This window comes from Zavarzinella formosa DSM 19928 (assembly GCF_000255705.1).
GTDB lineage: Bacteria > Planctomycetota > Planctomycetia > Gemmatales > Gemmataceae > Zavarzinella > Zavarzinella formosa.
Genome location: NZ_JH636443.1, coordinates 274,958 through 294,781, shown reverse-complemented (window position 1 = coordinate 294,781; position 19,824 = coordinate 274,958). Strand labels below are relative to the sequence as shown.

The 19,824-nt window shown below is 59.8% G+C and carries 14 protein-coding genes; 9 read left to right on the top strand and 5 right to left on the bottom strand.

Annotation, left to right across the window (positions count from 1 at the left end):
• Window positions 1–55 precede the first annotated feature (55 nt).
• From BGIM_RS66560 to BGIM_RS0126515, 4 genes are all read left to right on the top strand, one after another.
• Window positions 56–2,980: a serine/threonine-protein kinase gene (locus BGIM_RS66560; protein WP_020472736.1), complete on the top strand. Its 2,925-nt coding sequence runs from the start codon at window positions 56–58 to the stop codon at window positions 2,978–2,980.
• A 72-nt stretch (window positions 2,981–3,052) separates the two neighbouring features.
• Window positions 3,053–3,805, top strand: a complete 753-nt coding sequence (gene tpiA / locus BGIM_RS0126525; protein ID WP_020472735.1) for a triose-phosphate isomerase — start codon at window positions 3,053–3,055, stop codon at window positions 3,803–3,805.
• Window positions 3,806–3,956: 151 nt separating this feature from the next.
• Window positions 3,957–4,979, top strand: coding sequence for a DNA cytosine methyltransferase (locus tag BGIM_RS0126520; protein WP_020472734.1), 1,023 nt, complete (start codon window positions 3,957–3,959; stop codon window positions 4,977–4,979).
• Window positions 4,972–5,520 carry an HNH endonuclease gene (locus tag BGIM_RS0126515; protein ID WP_238537722.1) on the top strand — a complete coding sequence of 183 codons (549 nt, stop codon included), beginning with the start codon at window positions 4,972–4,974 and terminating at the stop codon, window positions 5,518–5,520. Before BGIM_RS0126520 ends, BGIM_RS0126515 begins: the two co-directional genes overlap by 8 nt.
• Before the next feature lie 60 nt (window positions 5,521–5,580).
• Here BGIM_RS0126515 and BGIM_RS0126510 read toward each other — a convergent pair whose 3' ends face one another.
• On the bottom strand, window positions 5,581–7,644 hold the full coding sequence (locus BGIM_RS0126510) for a S46 family peptidase (protein ID WP_020472732.1): 2,064 nt from the start codon (window positions 7,642–7,644) through the stop codon (window positions 5,581–5,583).
• A gap of 143 nt (window positions 7,645–7,787) precedes the next feature.
• On the opposite strand from BGIM_RS0126510, the gene BGIM_RS0126505 reads away from it, so the two are divergent.
• Both BGIM_RS0126505 and BGIM_RS0126500 read left to right on the top strand, forming a co-directional pair.
• Entirely contained in the window at window positions 7,788–8,576 is a 789-nt protein-coding gene (locus BGIM_RS0126505) for a sugar phosphate isomerase/epimerase family protein (protein WP_020472731.1), read from the top strand.
• Window positions 8,577–8,735: 159 nt separating this feature from the next.
• Entirely contained in the window at window positions 8,736–10,673 is a 1,938-nt protein-coding gene (locus BGIM_RS0126500) for a hypothetical protein (RefSeq protein ID WP_020472730.1), read from the top strand.
• A gap of 145 nt (window positions 10,674–10,818) precedes the next feature.
• Here BGIM_RS0126500 and BGIM_RS58310 read toward each other — a convergent pair whose 3' ends face one another.
• The 3 genes from BGIM_RS58310 to BGIM_RS0126485 all read right to left on the bottom strand — a co-directional run bounded on the left by BGIM_RS58310 (window position 10,819) and on the right by BGIM_RS0126485 (window position 15,997).
• Window positions 10,819–13,179: a serine/threonine-protein kinase gene (locus BGIM_RS58310; RefSeq protein ID WP_052640015.1), complete on the bottom strand. Its 2,361-nt coding sequence runs from the start codon at window positions 13,177–13,179 to the stop codon at window positions 10,819–10,821.
• Window positions 13,180–13,360: 181 nt separating this feature from the next.
• Entirely contained in the window at window positions 13,361–14,041 is a 681-nt protein-coding gene (locus tag BGIM_RS0126490; RefSeq protein WP_020472728.1) for a hypothetical protein, read from the bottom strand.
• A 33-nt stretch (window positions 14,042–14,074) separates the two neighbouring features.
• Window positions 14,075–15,997 (bottom strand): anthrax toxin lethal factor-related metalloendopeptidase, encoded by a 1,923-nt coding sequence (locus BGIM_RS0126485; RefSeq protein ID WP_020472727.1) that lies wholly within the window; start codon window positions 15,995–15,997, stop codon window positions 14,075–14,077.
• A gap of 84 nt (window positions 15,998–16,081) precedes the next feature.
• Between BGIM_RS0126485 and BGIM_RS0126480 the strand changes: the two genes are divergently transcribed.
• Together BGIM_RS0126480 and BGIM_RS0126475 are read left to right on the top strand one after the other, a co-directional pair.
• Window positions 16,082–16,516 (top strand): BlaI/MecI/CopY family transcriptional regulator, encoded by a 435-nt coding sequence (locus BGIM_RS0126480; RefSeq protein ID WP_029630570.1) that lies wholly within the window; start codon window positions 16,082–16,084, stop codon window positions 16,514–16,516.
• The gene (locus BGIM_RS0126475; RefSeq protein WP_020472725.1) at window positions 16,513–18,129 is read left to right on the top strand and encodes a M56 family metallopeptidase; all 1,617 of its coding nucleotides are present in this window, start codon (window positions 16,513–16,515) and stop codon (window positions 18,127–18,129) included. The genes BGIM_RS0126480 and BGIM_RS0126475 overlap by 4 nt, the downstream gene beginning before the upstream one ends.
• A 203-nt stretch (window positions 18,130–18,332) precedes the next feature.
• On the opposite strand, the gene BGIM_RS0126470 is transcribed toward BGIM_RS0126475, so the two are convergent.
• Entirely contained in the window at window positions 18,333–19,199 is an 867-nt protein-coding gene (locus tag BGIM_RS0126470; RefSeq protein ID WP_020472724.1) for a bestrophin family protein, read from the bottom strand.
• Between the two features lie 187 nt (window positions 19,200–19,386).
• Between BGIM_RS0126470 and BGIM_RS52525 the strand changes: the two genes are divergently transcribed.
• Entirely contained in the window at window positions 19,387–19,794 is a 408-nt protein-coding gene (locus tag BGIM_RS52525; protein ID WP_020472723.1) for a hypothetical protein, read from the top strand.
• Window positions 19,795–19,824: the final 30 nt, after the last annotated feature.

The following is a 19,824-nucleotide window of genomic DNA, read 5'->3' as shown; positions in this document are numbered from 1 at the left end:
GCCCACGCGCGCCTCACAATACCCCCATCACAGCAGGCCACTCACCGGACCCGTCATGGATAGTTCGAGCGACACCTCCGATGAGTCGTCCAACGACCGGGGGTTGTCTCCGGCCAAATATCTCGGCCCGCCGAAACACCCGGACGAATTGGGAACCCTTGGCCGCTATCGTGTGCTGAAGCAACTCGGCGCCGGCGGCATGGGGGCGGTGTTTCTGGGGTTTGACGAAGCACTCGAACGCAAGGTGGCCTTGAAGGTCATGCTCCCGCACCATGCCGCGCGTCCCACGGCCAAGGAACGCTTCAAGCGGGAGGCGAAGGCGGCGGCGAAGGTCAAGAGCGATCATGTCATCAACCTATACGAAGTCGATGAAGCAGGAGGCGTTGCTTTCATTTCGATGGAGTATTTGCAGGGTCAGCCGCTCGACGAGTTTTTGAAGAAAAACGGCAATCCAACCATCGCCCAAATTTTGAGGATCGGCCGGGAAGTGGCGACGGGCCTGGCCGATGCCCATGCCCTAGGCTTGGTTCATCGGGACATCAAGCCCGCCAATCTGTGGCTGGAGGCCCCCAAGGGCCGCGTGAAGATCCTCGATTTCGGCCTCGCCCGTCAGCAGGCGGACACCACCCAACTGACGCAAAGCGGCGCTGTGGTCGGCACGCCGGCGTACATGTCCCCCGAGCAGGCACGGGGCAAGCCGCTCGACGGCCGAAGCGATCTCTTCAGCCTCGGCGGCGTGCTGTACCGCCTTTGCACGGGCCGATTGCCGTTTGCCGGCAACAATCAAATGGAAGTGCTGACCCGGCTGGCGATGGACGACCCGACGCCCGTTCGCTCGCTCAATTCATCCGTGCCGGAACCGTTGGCCCGAATTGTCGAAAAGCTGCTGGCAAAAAATCCCGGCGACCGCTACGCCTCGGCCGACGATGTCGTGCGGGCCATCGGCGCCATCGAGTCCACGGCATCCGGCACATCTCTGCGATCAGCCGCCCCCATTCATGTGGCCGCTCAGGCCGAGAGTGTTTTCGCCCACTTGCAGGATTCCAGCACACAACAGGCAGACTCGCCGGGCCTGACGGTGACCAGAAAACCGAAGGCGCCCCTGAAGAAGAAGACCCCGTGGCTATTGGTCGGCGGGTTGGCGGCCGGGGTCGTCGTCGTGCTGGTCGCGGCCATTGCCTTGTTCAGCAAATTTCAGCCCAAACCCGAAGAAAAGCGGCCCGAACCGGAGATCATCGAACACAAGGAAAAATCTCCGATTGTCGCCAAAGCGAAAGATTTAGAGAAGAAGGATGCCGGTTTTGCCCAAACCGATCCGGAGCGGAAAGCGGCCTCGCTGCTCAACCTTCACGCGACGCTGACATTGAAAATGGCCGACGGGGCCACCATCACGACCGACAAAGGGAGTCCGCTTCCCGCCGGAAACTTCGTCGTCACCAAAGTTGTCTTCCCGGCGGGGGATTATCCCAAACCATTCGTGGCCAATGTGCTGATCCCGGCGTTTGCCGACATGGCCGCCTTGGAAGTCTTCGACGATTTCCACTTTCATATCAAGACAACCGATGCCGAACTATCCAAGCTGGCGGGCACACCGGCCGCCAAGTCATTGACCCAGCTCAACTTGGGATTCGATCTGAACGCCGCCTGTCTGGACAGCCTGCGAAAGTTTCCGAAGCTGACCAAGTTTGGCTGCTACGGGCGAGAAATGACCGACAGCCTGTTTGAAATACTGGCCGCCGATCATCCAAACTTGGTCAGCCTGAGTTTGGGGAGCGTCAAAGACATTCAGGCCGGCAAGGGGTTGCGAGCGGCGGCCCGACTGCCGCTGGGATTCCTTGGCCTTGCCATGATCAGATCGCTCGACCCGGCCGCGGCCAAGATCATTGCCGAGATGCCGATGCTTCACTTTCTAAACTTAAACGACAGCAAGGTCACGGACCCGATCGTCCGCGAACTCTCGGCTTCCCGGTCCATTGATTTGCTCTCATTAAGCGGTACCCCGATCACGGATGACGGCCTGACCGCTCTGCAAGGACTCAAAAGCCTCAAAACGCTTGAGGTGAAAAAAACACAAGTGACGGCCGCTGGCATCGCCAAGTTCCGAGCAGCGCGGCCGAACGTGACCGTCCGATGGAACGACCCCGAACAGAGGGCCGCCGCCATGCTTGCTCCCCACGCGATTCTGACTCTCCGGATGGCCGATGGAAAATCAGTCACGATTGAAAAGGGCGGCTCGCCGCCCGCCGGGGCGTTCATCATCAGCAAAATCGTCTTGCCAAACGGCGTTTATCCCAAAATGTTTGTCGCAGACACATTGATTCCGGCGGTTGCCGACATGGCTGGCCTTGAGGAACTCAACGACACGTTTCTCCGGCTCTCGATCACCGACGCCGAATTCGCCAAGTTGGGGGACACGTCGGCCGCGAAGTCGTTGACCAGCTTGGGTCTCGCGTTCGAGTTGAATGCTTCCACGGTGGCCGCCCTGCGGAAATTCCCGAAGTTGGGCAAATGCGGGTGTTATGGCCGGATCATCGACGAAACTGTGTTGGAGGCATTGGCCGCCAACTCACCGGCCCTGACCGAGCTTCAACTGAGCATTGGCAAGAATATCCCGACGCCGAAGAGTTTGGCGGCGCTGGCCCGCCTGCCGTTCACCTATCTCTATTCGACGAACGCCCCGGCGCCGGACCCGGCGGTGGTCAAGTTTCTCGTCGGCCTGCCGAAACTCCGGTCCCTGTACCTGATTGACAGCCAGATCACGGACGTTGTTGTCCGCGATCTCGCCGTGTCAAAGTCGATCACTAACTTTTCCCTGAGCGGTTCCCCGGTGACGGACGAGTGCCTGCCCGCCCTCCGGGACATGACCTCGCTCCGGAACCTGGGCCTGCTGCGGACCAAGGTGACGGCGGCCGGGATCGCCAAGTTCAAAGCCGCCCGCCCGGACGTGAATGTTGAATGGGACGACCCGGCCAAGAAATGAAGTCCCTCATTGCCATTCACCCAGTGGACAAGAAACTAGTAGCTACCAACCAGAACGAGGAACTTGGAAGACATGCGCAAGAAATTCATCGCCGGGAACTGGAAGATGTACACCACCCTCGCCGGGGCGAAGTCGCTCGCCCTCGGGGTGGCCCAAGGAGTGACGGATGATGCCGTCACCGTGGCCGTGTGCCCGCCGACGTGCTGGCTCGTTCCGGTGGCCGAGGTCCTCAAGGGGTCGCATGTGGGCGTCGGCGCCCAGAACGTCCATTACGCGGCCGAAGGAGCCTACACCGGCGACCTGTCCCCGGCGATGATTCTCGAAAGCGGCTGCCAGTATGCGATCATCGGCCACAGCGAACGCCGCCACGGTTTGGCCGAGCCGGATCTGTTCCTCAACCGCAAGGTGAAGGCCGCCACCGCCGCCGGGCTGACGGCGATTTTCTGCGTGGGGGAATTGCTGGCCGAGCGGGAAGCCAAGCAAACGGAAGCGGTGCTGGAATTCCAACTCGCCGCCGGGCTGGCCGGGTTGGAAGCCGGGGCGTTGGGCAAGCTGGTTGTCGCCTATGAACCCGTGTGGGCCATCGGCACCGGCAAAGTGGCCACGCCGGAACAGGCGCAGGAAACCCATGGGTTCATCCGCAAGACCTTCGGCAAACTTTTCGGAGCGGAAGCCGCCTCAAAACTCGTCATCCAATACGGCGGCAGCGTGAAACCGGACAACGCCGCCGAGATCATGAAACAACCCGACGTGGACGGCGCCCTGGTCGGCGGGGCCAGCCTCAAGGCCGACTCATTCGTGAAGATTGTCCAAGCGGCCCGTTGAACCGAAATTTGGAAATCCGGTCAGGCTATCCGGTTTGACAGGTCTGTCGGGCCGGATAGCCCGGCCTGCTTCAAATCAATTCGGGTCGGGCATCCATGCTCCCCGGACGATTAGTTACAATATTGCATATCAGCCTCGCGGGATCACACGCATGACGTTCCGCTCGATCGAAATTTGCGCCGGGGCGGGCGGGCAAGCCTTGGGACTGGAGCAGGCGGGCTTTGAGCATGAATGCTTGGTGGAATTTGAACCGGCCGCCTGCGAAACACTTCGACTCAACCGGCCATCCTGGAATGTCGTGCATGGGGACGTGCGGGAATTTTCCGGGCTGAAATTTTCCGGCATTGATCTGCTGGCGGGCGGTGTTCCATGCCCGCCATTCTCCAAGGCAGGCAAACAACTTGGAAGCACGGACGAGCGAGATTTGTTCCCGGAGGCGCTTCGACTGGTCAGGGAAATCAAACCCAAGGCCGTGATGCTGGAAAACGTCCGCGGTCTGCTAGATCCTGTTTTTGGCGATTACCGACGAATGATATTGGATTCGCTTTCAGAGCATGGTTACGTCGGCGAGTGGAAATTAATCAACGCCAGTGATTGCGGAGTTTCCCAACTTCGGCCTCGAGCGATTCTGGTGGCTCTTCAGGAAAAGTATCTGCCGGGTTTTGAATGGCCGCATCCGAATGCCGTTCCGCCGGCGACCGTCGGGCAGGTGCTGGCCGATCTGATGGCGGCCAATGGTTGGAAAGGGGTCGCCGAATGGCAGGCGAAGGCCAACCAGATCGCCCCCACTTTGGTGGGCGGAAGCAAAAAACATGGCGGTCCCGACCTTGGACCAACTCGCGCCAAAAAAGCGTGGGCCGCCTTGGGGGTTGACGGGATGGGACTGGCCAACTCCGCCCCTGAAATGAATTTTGTCGGAATGCCCCGCCTGACCGTTCGCATGGCCGCAAGGATACAGGGATTCCCGGATGAGTGGCAACTCAGTGGCCCAAAGACTTCAGCCTATCGCCAGGTTGGCAATGCGTTCCCCCCCCCGGTTGCGCTGGCGGTCGGCCGACAAATTCGAGCGGCTTTGCTGAACACCGAACAATCATCAACTCGCAATGGAATTCATCATGGCCAAACGCCCAAGACTCGGAGCAAGAGATTCGCTCAGGGAACACTTTTTGAATAATCTTGGGCGTGTGATGGACGCGGAAGAACTTCGACTGGTCGCCGGAAACATCAGCGAATGGGCCAGACGAGTCCGAGAACTCCGAACGGAAGAGGGATATCAAATCCTCACTCACAATGATCGCAGCGAATTAAAACCCGGCGAATATCTCTTGGAGACGGACAAAATCCAGCCGGCCTTCGAGAGAACGATTTCCAAAGAGACTCGGGCATATGTCTTGGATCGCAATGGTTTCACCTGCCAGATGTGCGGAGCGGTGGCCGGTGAAATTCATCCATACGATGCCGGACGGAAAACCCGGCTGCACATCGGCCACATTCTTGACAAAAGCATGGGCGGCAACGACGAGCCTGTCAATCTTCGGGCCATTTGCTCGGTGTGCAACGAAGGTGCCTCCAACGCCATGCTGATCCGGCCCGATTTGGCGAGGCTGCTCGTCCAATTGCGTCGGGCAACCTCGGTCGATCAAATCGAAGTATTGAAATGGCTGGTCAAAAAATACCCGAGGCAAGCGGACGAACTTCGGAAACTTGGCGAGTAATCACACGACGAAAACGGGAAACTATTGTTCTCCGCACGACCAGTCAAACCTTCCAGATATTCACTTCCCCAATTCTTTCAGTAACGCCGGACAATCGTACAGCTTTAACGCCTCCAAGATTCCCTTGGAATGAACCGAGATGTGCCGGGCTTGAACGTCGGTGTAGACGAAGTTGCGCACCAAGCCGTGGCGGTTGCGGTCGAAGTTGATGCCGATGAACTCGCCGGCCCGGTTCAGGACCGGGCTGCCGGAGTTGCCGCCGATGGTGTCGGCCGTGGAGGCGAAGTTGAAGGGGGCGGCCGGATCGACTTTTGATTGGCCGTCAAGCCAGCGCTTCGGCAGGTCGAACGGTTCTTTGTGTTCCTGCCGGTCGGCTTTCTCGAACAGGCCGCCGAAGGTGGTCGCATAGGGGATTTGCTTCCCCTCGGCTTCGTAGCCTTTCACCACACCATAGGCGAGCCGCAGGGTTAACGTCGCATCCGGGGCGACCGTCCGGCCCAGCACGGCAAAGCGGACCTTGGCGAGTTCGCCGTAAGCCTGACGTTCCGGCTCTTCGACCTGCTCCTCGAATTTCTTCCGCACGGCTCGGGCGTGGGTGTCGAGGATCAGGGCCAACAAAATCATCGGATCATCGCTTTTTCTCAGGGCTTCTTTGCCCCCTTCGAGCAGTTTCTTGCGCTCGGCCACATCGAACAGTTTGGTCTTCATCAACTCATCGGCCGCCTTGGCGGGGGAGGCTCCCTCAAGGGCCACCTTCACCACCGGATGGTTCACGCTCAATTGTTCGGCCAAGAATGTCAGCGAGGCCGTCAGCTTGGCTCGTTCGAGGTCCGCGTAAATCGGGGCCGGGGAGAAGAGTTCGAGCTTCAGGCTTTCCAAATTGGAATCGCGGTACTCCCGCAGTCGTTCGCCGTTGGACTTGGGTTGTTCTTCCACCAACCGGACAATCGTGCGGGCAATGCTGAACAGTGGGGATGAGAAAGCCGTGCTGGTTTCGATCAGGTTGTGTTCTTTCTCGATGGACTTGTAAACGGCCTGCACCTCCCGGACGGTGGCGATGGCCTTCAAATACTTGTCGTTCATTTCCTTGCCTTCCGGCAGTTTCGCGGCCGTCACGGAGAGGTTGTATTCGGCGGTGTTTTTGGTCCGCAGCGTTGCGGAATCGAGCAAGCCCTGATACTGCCCGCTGAACGCCTTGCGGGCATTGGCGACCCGGTGGAGGTCCGTGGAGGCTTGGCGGCGTTGTTCCGGGCCGCGTTCGCTGTATTGCAGCAGGGCCGCTTCCATCGCCCGGAGGCGGGCCAGCGTATAGGGCAAGGTCTGGTCGCGGCGGTGTTCCAGTTTGGCGGTCGTTTCCAGCCGGTTGGTCGTGCCGGGGTGGCCGGTGACGAACACCAAGTCCCCTTCCTTCGGGCCGTCGGGGCTGAATTTCAAGAAGTGTTTCGGCGTGGTCGGCTTGTCGTTCTCGTAGGCCCGGAAGAAGCAGATGTCGAGGTTGAAACGGGGGAACTCAAAGTTGTCCACATCCCCGCCGAAACCGGCGATGCCGCTCTCGGGAGCGAAGACCAAACGCACATCTGTGAATTTCTTGTAGCGATAGAGATGGTAGGCCCCGCCTTGGTAAAGCGTCACCACATCCGATCGCAGGCCGGTCTTCTCCAGTGATTCCTTTTCGATGGCGGCCATCACGCTCCGGCGGGCGGCAGCCGCGCCGGCGGGAGGCGTGTCCTTCAGGGAGTTGTTCACCCGTTCGGTCACGTCCGTGATGTCTTGCAGCACGTTCAACTCAAGGTCTTCGCACTTCAACTCGTCGGCCATCGTCGGGGCGTAAAAGCCCTCCTTCAGCAAGTTTCGTTTCGGGGTGCTGAGTTTGGAGAGGGCATCCGAGCCGATGTGATGGTTGGTGATAATCAACCCGGTCGGCGAGACGAAACTGCCGGACCCGCCGTTGTTGAAGCGCACGGAGGCCAGCCGGGCGTGTTCCAGCCACGGCTCGGTGAGGTCGAAGCCGTATTTCTCCTTGAGACGTTCTTTGGGAGGCTCGTTGAGCAGCCACATTCCTTCGTCCGTGTACGCGGGCATGAGACAGAAACCCCCGAGAATCAGCGTGAACAGGTAACGCATGGCAGCCATCGCTCCGTGATTGACGTTGGTTTCGGTGTATCCCGGATTCGGACGAATGGCGACCGTTCACTTGACCGGCCAAGCCCCAAGGCGTGAAATGAACTGATCGCTTTGTTGAAACAATGCCCCGGCCGGAGCGCTCCATGAAAATTGGCGTCTGTCTTGAATCGATGAATCTGTCCCTGCGGCAAGGGCTTCCGCAGGCGGCCCGGTTGGGGATTGGCGGCGTGCAGGTCAACGCCAACGGGGAACTGACGCCGGACCAACTCGGGGACACCGGCCGACGGGAAGTTCGCAATTTGCTGAAGACCTATCACCAGCAGATCACCGCCCTGAACTGCCCGCTGCGATACGGTCTCGACGTGGCCGAGAACCAACAACCGCGTATCGAGTATATTCGCAAGGTGATGACGCTGGCCTTTGAGCTGGGCAGCCGGATTGTCATCGTGCCGTGCCCGAAATTGCCCGGCGAAGGGGAAGAGGTTCGGGCCAATTTATTGCGCGATGCCTTGCTGGACTTGGGCCGTCACGGGGATCGCATCGGCGTGTTGCTGGCGCTGGAAATCGGGCTCGATTCCCCGGAAGCGGTGCAAGCTTATCTGGAATCGTTTGAGGTTGGCAGCCTCAAGGTCAACTACGATCCGGCGAACCTGCTGGCGAACGGTTTCGATCCGGTGAAGGGCGTCATCCCCCTGCACAAATTGATCGTCCACACACATGCCCGAGACGCCCGGCGAACGTCGATCAACATGGGCATCAAGGAAGTACGACTCGGGGCCGGGGACATTAACTGGCTTTCCTATATCGCCACGCTTTCCGTCGTGGAATACAAGGGCTGGCTGACCATTGAGCGGGACACACCCTCGGATCATCTTGCGGAGATCACCGCGAGCGTGGAGTTCTTGAAGCGAATGTTGATGCCAACAGGTTGAACATGGGCGCTTCCGGGAAGCAGGGAAACCCGCAAATCGTCAACTTCCTCTCATGCCGAAGTTCCCCTAACAAATCACGTTGACACCTGCCGATCACCGGGTATTGCCTCAACGCGGGAAATGGATTTCCCGTAGCCCACACACCACGGAAGGCACGACATGAGATCACGGCGAAGTCCACGCCTGGCGCTCGAATGTCTGGATGATCGCGTATTGCCGGGGGCCGTGGTCCCGCTGGCCAACGCCAGTTCGGTGATTGGCAAAAGCCCTTCGCCCAGCCCTTCGCCAAAACCGCCTTCGCAGTCAAACAGTCAGGCGCCGGTTAACTCAGATCATCAGAATTATTCGCATATTCGCGTGGCCATGCTGGCCTTCTCCGGTACGCCGCTGGGGAATTTTGAGTCGAATCTGCTGAAGAACAGCGTCGATTTGCTGATCCCGAACACCCAATATTTGGACCGTTACAACACGGCCGCGCCCAACACGCCGCAACTGCTTTACTCCAATCTCTCGAATATCTATCTCGATCTGTACACGGATTGGCTGAACTACGCGGACAAAAACAAGGACAACCGCGAAGCCGCGTTCTTCCATGCGGATCACGCATTGGCGTTCTCCGGGGACAGCGGATCATCGAAACCCGTGACGTGGTTCTGGGGTGTCAGCACGGGCAGCGACTCGGCCGGCTGGGTCGATCACACACCGCTGACCGCGAAAAGCGACACCTCATTTCAGCTTCCCAAATCCGGCCAGTCGGCCGCCATTGGTTACCCAGACAAGTTCCGCGAGATTAATTTCAACATTGCCAGCAAGGGCGACGCCAAGTGGAGCGGCACGCTGGAATACGCGGCCGCCATCGACTCCAAGGGCAATCCCTATTACTGGAAGCCGCTGACCACGCTCACGAACACAACCGCCGGATTCAAACAGACGGGCAAGGTGACCTTTGACCCGCCGAGCGATTGGAAAGCCGGCAGCATCAACGGGTCCGACCCGCTGTTCTATGTGCGGGTGCGCTCCACTGGCGGCACCGGCGCCGGGCCGACGGTTCGCAATGTGCTGGGCGCAGATTATGTGAACGCCAAGGGAACCACCAAGGGGGTGATTCCCGCTTTTGACAGCTCGGCCGACAAGAACCATGATGGCTACTTGAACGATGCCGAGTACGCCCGTCGGGCCAAGGGGGACGACGCCCGCTTTGCCTATCAAAGCCGCTTGTTTTATTCGCCATATGGCCAAATGCGATTTGCCACCAACCCGTCGAACGCGGACTTCCGGGCTTGGAGTTTGGACTACTCCAAGCGCTTCATGGCGGCCCATCCGGGCTCGGACGGGATCTTTTTCGACAACTCCACCGGCCACCTGCAAACCAAGGCGACGGATCTGGTCGAACCCTCAGCCAACTACGCGAACGACTATGGTTTGATGCTTGGAAACATCGACCGGGCCATTGGCACCAAATGGGTGCTGGCCAACACCTCCGGGGCCGGGGACAACGCCCTGCCGATCGTGAAACAGGGGGTCTCCTTCCTGGAGGAATCCGGGTTGCGTCCGCTGGCGCAAAACTACGTGCAGTTTGAAGACACGGCCAAGATGATCGCCGACCGTTTGAAGGTCATGGGGCCGAATAGCTACGCGATTTTGGACACCTACCCCGCCGGGGGATCGCCCACCGACCCGCGCACGCAAATGTCCGAACTGGCATACTACTATCTGCTGGCCGATCCGAAGAAAACCTACGTGATGTTCAACGGCGGCTACGAACCGGCCACCACTTGGAGCCGCCACTGGACCAACGCGGTGAAGTACAACGTCGGTCAGCCCAAGGGCGCTTGGACAGTGATGGCCACCGGCCGCGACCCGTCGAACCGCTCGCTAACTTTCAAGGTTTACGAACGACAGTACGACAATGCCTTGGTGCTGTACAAGCCGCTCGCCACATTGAAAGGCGCCAACGGCAGCCTAGGCGACGCCTCGGCCACTTACCACAAACTCCCCGGCAAATACCGCGTCCTGCGAGCCGACGGCACACTTGGCCCGGTGGTGACATCGGTGTTGTTGCGGAACGGGGAAGGGACTGTCTTGATCAAAGCGTAAAGGGATAATTCACCGATGGCGAGCCGGGTCGCGTCAGCGCCCGGAGTTCGTCACACACCCAAAGTTTGAGCCATTGAAAGGTGGCAGTCTCCGGGCGCTGACGCGACCCGGCTCGCCGATCGTCTTTCGCATTCAATCTCGCCACTTACTTCTTGACCGGCGGCGCCAACATCTGCTCCACATACCCCAAAATCGTTTTGCTTTGGTCGTCCTCCAGTTTGTCGGCGGCGAATTGTTCCAAGATGGCTTTGGCCTTCAACAAATGAGGGCGGGCCTTGGCGGGTTGCATGGTGAAGTACCAAAGCTGGCCGAGATTCCAGTAAACCTGGGCCAGTGTCAGCCGGAGGTCGCGGGTTTTCGGGTAGTCTGTCAGGAGTGATTCGTATTCCTTGGCTGCGGCGAGATATGCCGTCTCGGCCTCGGGATTTTGATTCAGGGCAGCCAGCACATCCCCGCGGGTCCATTCCAGGCTGGCCTTCATTTTGCGGAAGCGCATCGACGACGGTTCTGTCCGGGCGCCGAGATTCTTCTGAATGTTTTCCAGCAACGGCGCCGCTTCTTTGGGCCGGCGGTGACTGGTGAAAAAACCAACCAGCAGCATTTGGGCTTGCGCGAGATCCAAGGCCCGGTCCAAATTGGCGGGGGCCAGCTTGGCGAGATGCTCGTAAACGGCCACATATTGCCGGATGCCGGCCTCGGCCCGTTTGTCATCCTTGGCGGCCAGCGCGTCCTGATATTCCTTCGCAATGGAAAGAGTGCTTAACTTCAACAACTCCTCGTTGTCCGGGTCGTCCTTGAGCAACCGCTGACTCATTTCATGCGAAATTTTCAGGTGTTTGGCCGATTCCTCCGCCTGGCCCAACCGGGCGGATAGCAGAGAGATGAGCGAATGATAACGAGCTTGTTTGATCTGAAATGCCTTTTCCTCGGGATGTTCGGCCACCAACTCATCGGCCAGTTGCAAGGCCCGCCGCTCGGACTCCAAGGCCGCCGGATAACGCCCCAGCCTGTTCTCCGCGACGGCGAGTTTGTCGTAGCCAACCATCGAGTATTCCCGCACGGCGTAATCCTTGGGCCGCAGCTTGTCGAGTTCCGCGAGAGACTTGCGGGCATCGTCGAGCAAATCCCGCTGGATGGTTTCAGTGTTTGGCATGTCCCCCAGCTTTTTGACGACGTCATACGTGAACTTGTCGAGGTCTTCCAGGGCGAGCTTGATCACCATGTCTGCCTCGCGCTTTTGGGCAATCAGATCGTCGTTGGCCTTTTTGAGCAATTCATTGGCCGAGTCCGTTTCCTTCTTCTGGGCGGCCAAATCAATGTTGGATTGCGTCAGCAGTCCGTTGGCCGATTTTGTTTCCCGGTAGGCGCCTTGCAACAGATAAACACCGACCCCGGCGCCGATCAGCATGAACCCGGCAAGCGCGACGGCCGCCGCCTGCCACGGTTTTCGCCGGGACCATTTCCACGCCCGTTCCCACGGCCGGACCGGCCGGGCGATGATGGGCCGGTTATCCAAAAATCGCCGGAGGTCTTCCGCGAGTTCCCCGGCCGAGGCGTAGCGCTTGCGGGGCGATTTTTCGAGGCACTTGAGGCAAATCGTGTTCAAGTCAGCCGGGAGTCGGGGTTGCAATTGCCGGGGGGGCACCGGCTCCATCGACAACACTTGAAGCACCGTTTGCACGGCATCCGGTCCGGCAAACGGAGGACGGCCGGTCAGGCATTCATACAGGATGGCCCCGAGCGCATAGACATCGGCCGGCGGCCCGATCCCGGTGACAATCCCGGAAGCCTGCTCCGGGGCCATGTAGCTCGGCGTGCCGAGGATTTCCCCTGTGCGGGTAATCTTGGCCTCGTCGGCAAATCGCTTGGCGAGGCCAAAGTCGGCGACCTTCACTTCCAGTTCGAAAGTCGGCAACCGGGACTCCGAACCGGAGCCATGCGCGGTTTCGTTGTCCTTCTTCGTCCCGGCGTTGGGTTCTCCGGTCCGCACCCGGTCGGCGTTGGGCAGGAGGATGTTTCCGGGTTTGAGATCGCGGTGGATGATGCCGTTTTCGTGGGCATGCTGCATCCCGCGGGCGATGGCCTCCACGATCCGGGCCGCTTCCGGCGGGGGAAGCGGCTTCCCGGCCAGCGCCTCCGCGAGCGAGCCGCCGGCGATGTATTCCATCGCGTAATAGGGGGAACCGTTGGCCGTCCCGGTGTCGAAAATCTGGGCGATGTTCGGATGATGCAACGAGGCGACGGCCTTCGCCTCCTGCTCGAACCGGGTGACCATCTGGGGATCATCCCCGGTGCCGATCAACAGTTTGATGGCGACGACGCGATTCAGCCCGCGATGCCGGGCTTTGTACACCCGGCCCATGCCCCCCCGGCCGATCAATTCGTCGATGTCGTAACCGGGAATATCCGGCACATCCGACCGGGTGGCCGTGACGGGGTCCGCAATGGTGGAATTGGCCGGGGGCGTTTCCGGCAGGGCGTCAATTGTGACAGGTTCCGGCATCATCGGCCCTCGGGAGAATACCCGTCAGGATAGCCTTTGATGCGGATTTGCTCAATCAACGAAGAGTGTTTTCATCCCTTGATCATGTGATTGTTGCTTGCCTGCTTAACGTGGGCGGTGCCGCTTGCGTCGCTTCAGATCTCTGGCGACGCAAGTGGCACCACCCACGACAGGTGGCCGTTTTTCATTTCCAATTGCCAATCAGTTTCTTCCCGCCGCCATACGGGGAAGTCGTCCACACATCCGGCCTCATTGACGTGGCATCGGCCTTGGCATTTCGCGGCCTCTTGGGATCGTATTGAAAGTCGCGGCCCCAAGCGTCCTTGGGAATCTTCCCCCCTTCGATTAACTTGGCCACAACCGCCAGAGTATCCGGAAAAACGCCATCATTCCTGATGGCATAAATTTTCACCGCCTTCTCGATGGTGATGGCCCGGACCTTGGTTTCCCCTTCCAAATCTTCGGCGAGATTAATGCAATAAGGCAGGCCCTCGATGACCGCAATGGCATCGGGAATGATCGATATTCTGGTGAATTCGTTGTGGGTGGCTCGGCCCCCTTCAATCAAGGCATTTTTTTTCTCTTCGGGCAACGACTTGATCGCATCCGCCCCTCCGGCTTTGGCGTGTTTTTCACAAGCCTCCAATTGCGATTTCAGGTCTTTGCCGAGTTCAGACAGTTTCGCCGTGGCATTCTCGGCCGACGCCCGGTCTTTGACGGCGGACAGCACTTTCGCAACCTGCTTTTCAAGTTCCGCCGCACGCTCAACGGCCGTCCGCAGTTTTACCGCGTCATCTTCCTCGGCGAACAGCGAACCGGGCAACGCGACGCCGACGAGCAACACCAACCACGACGAGGCTTTCATGAGGCTTCTCCCAAATGGCTGAACCGTTTCCGCTTACTTCTTCGACACCCGCCAATGATCGGCCATTCTCACGGCCTCGACGGTGGCCCTTGCATCCGGAAAGGTCTTCTTCATCTTCTCCACGGCTTCGCCGAGTTGCTTCAGGGTGGCCGAGTTGGACGAGCGGAATTCCGGCTGGCGGGGGTCGAAACTGAGTTCCTTGCCGGAGAGTTGGACGTCCAGTTTCTTGATGGGTTCAAGGGCCGTTCTCGCCCGCACTTCGAGGGCCACCTTGGGGTTTGATCGTAACTTGAGAATCATGTCTCCGGCGGTCTTCGCAGGCGGGGTGTATTTGTACGCGGCGGCCACCCGTTCCAGGATTAACCACGCGGCGACCGGATCGTCCTTCATCATCGTCTCGGCTTCGTCGACTTGCTTCTTCGCCCCTTCGGTCAGGGCATCCCGCAAGGCGGTCCAATCGGGCTTGGCCTCGCTTCCAAGCGAGTCGCCAATCGCGTTAAGCTTCGTCAGCGCCGCCGGAATGCCGGCGCCTTGTTCTAACAGATCAACAACAGGCTTGACGCCCTTGGCCCAAGTTTCCTTGCCGGTTTTGGCCAAGATTTCTTGATTCACAATCAGCCGGGCGTAAATCTCCCCGTCGAGCGGATCGCCCCGGAAAACACACTTGCCCGCCTGGTCGTACACAATTGCGTGAGGCAACCGGAATCCTTCGGTTGGCCCGATGCGGGCATCCGGGCACAGGGGGTATTCAATGTTCCGGCTGGTGGCGATGAATTTGATTTCCTCTTCCGGCGTGTCGGATTGGTGGCCGCCGATCACCAGCAATCCGAAGTCCCGCAACTCCGCGAACAGCGGGTTTAGCTTTTGCATCAACTGCGGCATCCGGTCATTGTTCGGGGACCACAGCACCACCAGCATCGGCCGGCCCGCCCGTGACCGGGCCTCCGGCAGTTCCCCGGTGATCGCCGGGCCAAATTTCAGGTTGCTCACCTTCAAATCAAGCGGGAATTTCCCGTCGCCATCCTTGCTCGGCAGTTTCGGCCCCTTCGCCACCGGATCTTTCTTCTCGGGAACCCGGCCCCAGAATTTCTCCATCATCTCGTGGGCTTTGGGATCGTGCTTCTTCAATTCCTCGCGGGTGCGGGGATAGGCATCCATGCGGTCGAGATAGGCGCAGGTCAGTTCGGCAAAATACTCGTGTTCGTTCGTCGCCACATACAGAGCCGGATCGTAGAGCTTGCGTTCCATCGCCTGCTTGTAAGTGTTCCGCACAATGATGTTGTCATCGCCCACGACGAAGTGCTGGAAGGCGTGCGCCAGCTCGTGCAGGGTGACGCAGCGGCCGGAATCCGTCACCGGCTGGTGTTCGAGGGCGAGGGAGCGCAGTTTCAGGATGGTGACTGACTTCCCCTTGATCCCCTTCTTGGCCTCCGCAAAGACATCCTGTTGAGATCCGCCCGAGAACACCGCGACGGCCGTGCCGCCCCGGCCGTTGCCCATCGCCACCGATTCGTTCCACTCGACCCAAATCGGCACAGCCTTGATCGACTTCAACTTGTCCGGCGGGATCACTGATTCCACGATGATGAGTTCCCGCTCCAGCGCTTCCAGCGGCGTCCGCTTGAGTTTGGTTTTCTCGTTCTCCTCCAGGACTTCATCGCTGAAATAAAGCGTGAATCCCCGCAGGTCGGACTTCTTGTAGCCCTCCGGGGATTCGTCCTTTTTCTTGGGGCCTTTGGACGCCGGAGTTTTCGGCGCCGGCGTCTTCGGCGTCTGGCCGGCCGCGACCGAAACAATCAGGCACAGGAGGGCAAGAACACGCAGAATCATGAAGACCGCCCGGCGAGGATCGAGGGTGAAAAAGACGGCCGCTTCGGGCTGCCGCAAGTCTGTTACATCATATTCCAAAACCAGCCCGGCGGGAATTGGCTTGCGCCGCGACGAGTGCCTTCGCATTCGACGGGTCCGCCGCCTCGGCGAGCAGGAAAAACAGAACGGCAAAAATTGTTGACACCGCGTCAGCAATTGGTTATTGTCTACATGATGTCAACAAAATCAGGGGCCGACATGGGGGCGTTCAATCGACCCGCGATGAGCGACGCGGAGCGCGAGGTGATGAAATTGCTGTGGGATCACGGCCCGCTGGCCGTGCGAGATGTGTTGCTCCGGCTGACGGAGCAGGGGCAAGAGTGGACGCGATCCACCGTCGTCACCCTGTTGCAGCGCTTGGAGAAAAAGGGGTATGTCGCCAGCGACCGTTCCGGGTTCGCCTTCGTGTTCCGGCCACTGGTTTCCCGCGAAGAGGAAATGCACGCCCGGATGGCCAGCCTGGCCGGGGAGTTGTGCGACGGGGAGGCCCTGCCGCTGGTGCTGGCCTTCGCCGAGCGGCATCAATTCTCGGCCGCCGAGCTGGCCAAGTTCCGCCAGATGATTGATCAACTCGAAGCCACCCCCGCGAAGCGAGGCAAGAAATGAACACCCTCCTTTGGTGGCTGGCCGCCAACACGGTCACTGTCGCCGTGATGATCCCCGTGGTGATGGCTGGCTGCCGCTTGTTCCGGCACCGGCCGGCCGTTCAGCATTTGCTGTGGGTGATCGTGCTGGTGAAACTCATCACCCCGCCGTTGGTCTCCCTGCCTTGGCCGACGGCCTCGCTGGAAAGGGTGGCCGAGCCTGTTCCACTCCCTCAGCCGACAACCACGATCGAGGAAATGCCGCTCCCTCGCATTGACAGCAGCCGGTTGCCGGAATCACTTCCAAAATCGTTGCCGACAGAGGTGGTTGCAACGGCTTTTCCGGTGATCGAGGCCAAACCGGTCGAACGGACCAATGATGGCCCGCTGGCGACAAGGCTTCTTTTCGTTCTGTGGGTATCGGGCGGGCTGGTCTGGCTGGCGATGCAGGCCCGGCGAATCGCCCGGCATCGGCGGATTGTCCGCATGGCTTCCCCGGCCCCGGACTACTTGCGCGCCGAGGTTCGGACGGTGGCCGATCACCTTGACGCGCCGCTCCCGCCCGTGCTGGTCTCGGACATGATCGCCTCGCCGTTCGTGTGGTGCGTCGGCCGGCCCCGACTGGTGTGGCCGACGACGATGGCCGACCCGGCGGACATCGAATCGTCGCGGGGAGTCATCGCCCATGAACTGGCTCATCTTTGCCGGCGCGACCATTGGGTATCGTGGCTGGAACTGGCCGCCGGGGCGGTGTGGTGGTGGAATCCGCTGTTTCGGTTCGCCCGCCGCCGGATGCGGGAGTCGGCCGAAATGGCCTGCGACGCCCTCGCCCTCTTGGCCTTGCCCGGCCACCGGCGTGGTTACGCCGAACTGTTGTTGCGACTGTCCGCCGGTTGTCCATCCGGCGAACCGGCCCCCGTCCTGGGGGTCGGCGCCCGCTCCCATTCCTCGTTTGAACGGAGACTTTCCATGATCCTGTCTGATCGCGTGACCGGAACGGTGTCCGGTCGCGGCCTGCTGCTGGTGACGGCGATGGCGATGGCCCTCGCCGCTCTGCCCGGTTGGTCCCCGGCCCAGGCGCCGAAGACGCCGCCCGCTGCCGAGCCTGTCAACAAAGCTATCTCCCCGCCGGCCGCCATTCCGGCCAAGTCGGCGACACCCGCCGCCCCGAAAACAGATCCACCGGCCCCTCCCACTCCGGCGCCGGAAATTTTCCCGTCGTCAACCAATCGCCGGGCGCCGTCCGACAACATCCGGGTGGATCTCTCGGCCCTCGACTTGGGAGAGCGATACCTGAAGGCCGACGCGGATTTGAAGATTGCCGCCCAGAAGCTCAAGAATGTCATAGCGCTGGCCAAGGACAAAGTGGTGAGCAACCAAGAAGTTCAGCTTTATGAAATTGAGATGGCGCGAGCCGAGCGCACGCTCAAGCTCATGCAAAGCTTTCTCAACGTCGAACTGAGCAATGCCGAGCAGGCTCTTGAGAGCCAGGCGAAGCAATTCCAACTGGTGTCGGAGGGATACAAGAAAGGCATCATTCCGCAGGCCGAATTGCTTCAAGTCCGGGCCAAAATGGAGGAATGCGAGGCCCGGCTCCGGCTCATCAAGGTTGTCGCGGACATGGCGGGGAAGTGACACGGAATCGCATTGATCGCCGACGAGGCGAAAGTCTCAAGAGACCCCCTCCGGCTCCCCCTTGCCAAGGGGGAGAGAAGAACCGATCATCGCCAAAACCATCAGCCTTGGAAGAGAGACCGGTTTTGCTCTCCCCCTTGGCAAGGGGGAGCCGGAGGGGGTCTCCGAGACTTCACCTTGGTTGTCAGCAATGCGATTTGGTATCACGCCACGGCGAGAATCTTCGCATCCCGTTGGATGGTCGCGCAGATCGCCTCCAGCGGCAGGTCGTTCGGGTCGGTGCCGAAGGGGTCTTCGATTTCTGTGCCGGCGACTTCGATGCCGATCATCCCAAAGGCGATGACGGCCGTCGCCGGGATGGCCACCCAGCCCATTTCGCCGACGAGAGCGAACGGCAGCGTGATCAGATACAGCGTCAACATTTGCTTGATGTGGACCGCGTAGGCGAACGGAATCGGCGTCCGCAGGATTCGCTCGCAGCCCCCTTGGTTGTCGAGCAGCAGGCGAACCAACGACTCCAATGACTGGGCCGTCACGGTGTCGATCTTCCCGTTGTTCTGCCGGTCGAGAATCCATCGGCTCATGCGGACGGCCAGCAGCGACGGCGGGTTGGCCGTGGCCGCCAGCTCATCAAGCACGGCCGGGGAGACCAGTTCTTTCAACTCGGAAAGATCCTTGTCGTTGCGTAGATGTTGTTTGAGAGCGAAGGCATAGGCCGCGACGTAGTCGGCCATGTCCGGGGCCGGCCCGGCGTAGATGGTCGTCCCCCGGATCAGGTTGCGGGACGTGTTGACGATGGCCCCCCAGAGTTTGCGGCCTTCCCAATAGCGGTCATAGGCACAATTGTTGTGGAACACAATCAACAGGCCGAGGGCCAGCCCCAGCAAGGTGTGTCCGATGGGCTTGAACGGCCGGAACACCGGCTCGGCCATTGGAACCCATTCCCGCAAGGCCCAGATGCCGACGGCGATCAGCACAATCCACCACAGGCGTTCCATCACCTGACTGATGACCGTGCCCCGGACGGAACACATCACCTTCAGCCAGTCTTTCGGTTCGTAAACAATCATGAGTTTCAAATCTCCGAGGGTTCGGGGCGTTCTATCAGTTTTTCGCCCGCAGACCGAAGGAGTTTGAACGGAGATGACCGGGTGGCCAAAACCCTGTGTGTTGCTTTGCCGGCTTAGCGGTGTAAGGACCGGACTTGACTGTCAGTATATCAAGCAATCACCATTCAAAAACGCAAGGAAACCAATCATGAAATGGCTCGGCATCATTGTCCGCACGTTTGTGGGCGCGGTGTTTCTGTTCTTTAGCCTCAACTTCTTTTTCAACTTTCTGGACATGAGCAGCCAGGGGGCCAACATGCCGGACGAAGCAAAGCAATTTGGCGGCTTGCTCTTCAGTAGCGGCTATATGAAAGTGGTAAAAGTGCTGGAGCTTGTCGGCGGCTTCCTGCTGTTCACCGGGTTGTTCGTGGGGCTGGGCATCACCATCCTGACGCCGATCAGCGTGAATATCATGCTGTTTGAACTGTGCCTCACCAAACAACCCGGACCGGGGGTTGTCCTCACGGTTCTGTGTGCTGTGTTGATTGGTGTGTATTGGAAGCACTTCCGGGGTGCGTTCTCCATGAAGCCGATGGCTGGCTGTAGCCACGGATAATCACCACCCAAAAGCTTGACAATTCAAGAA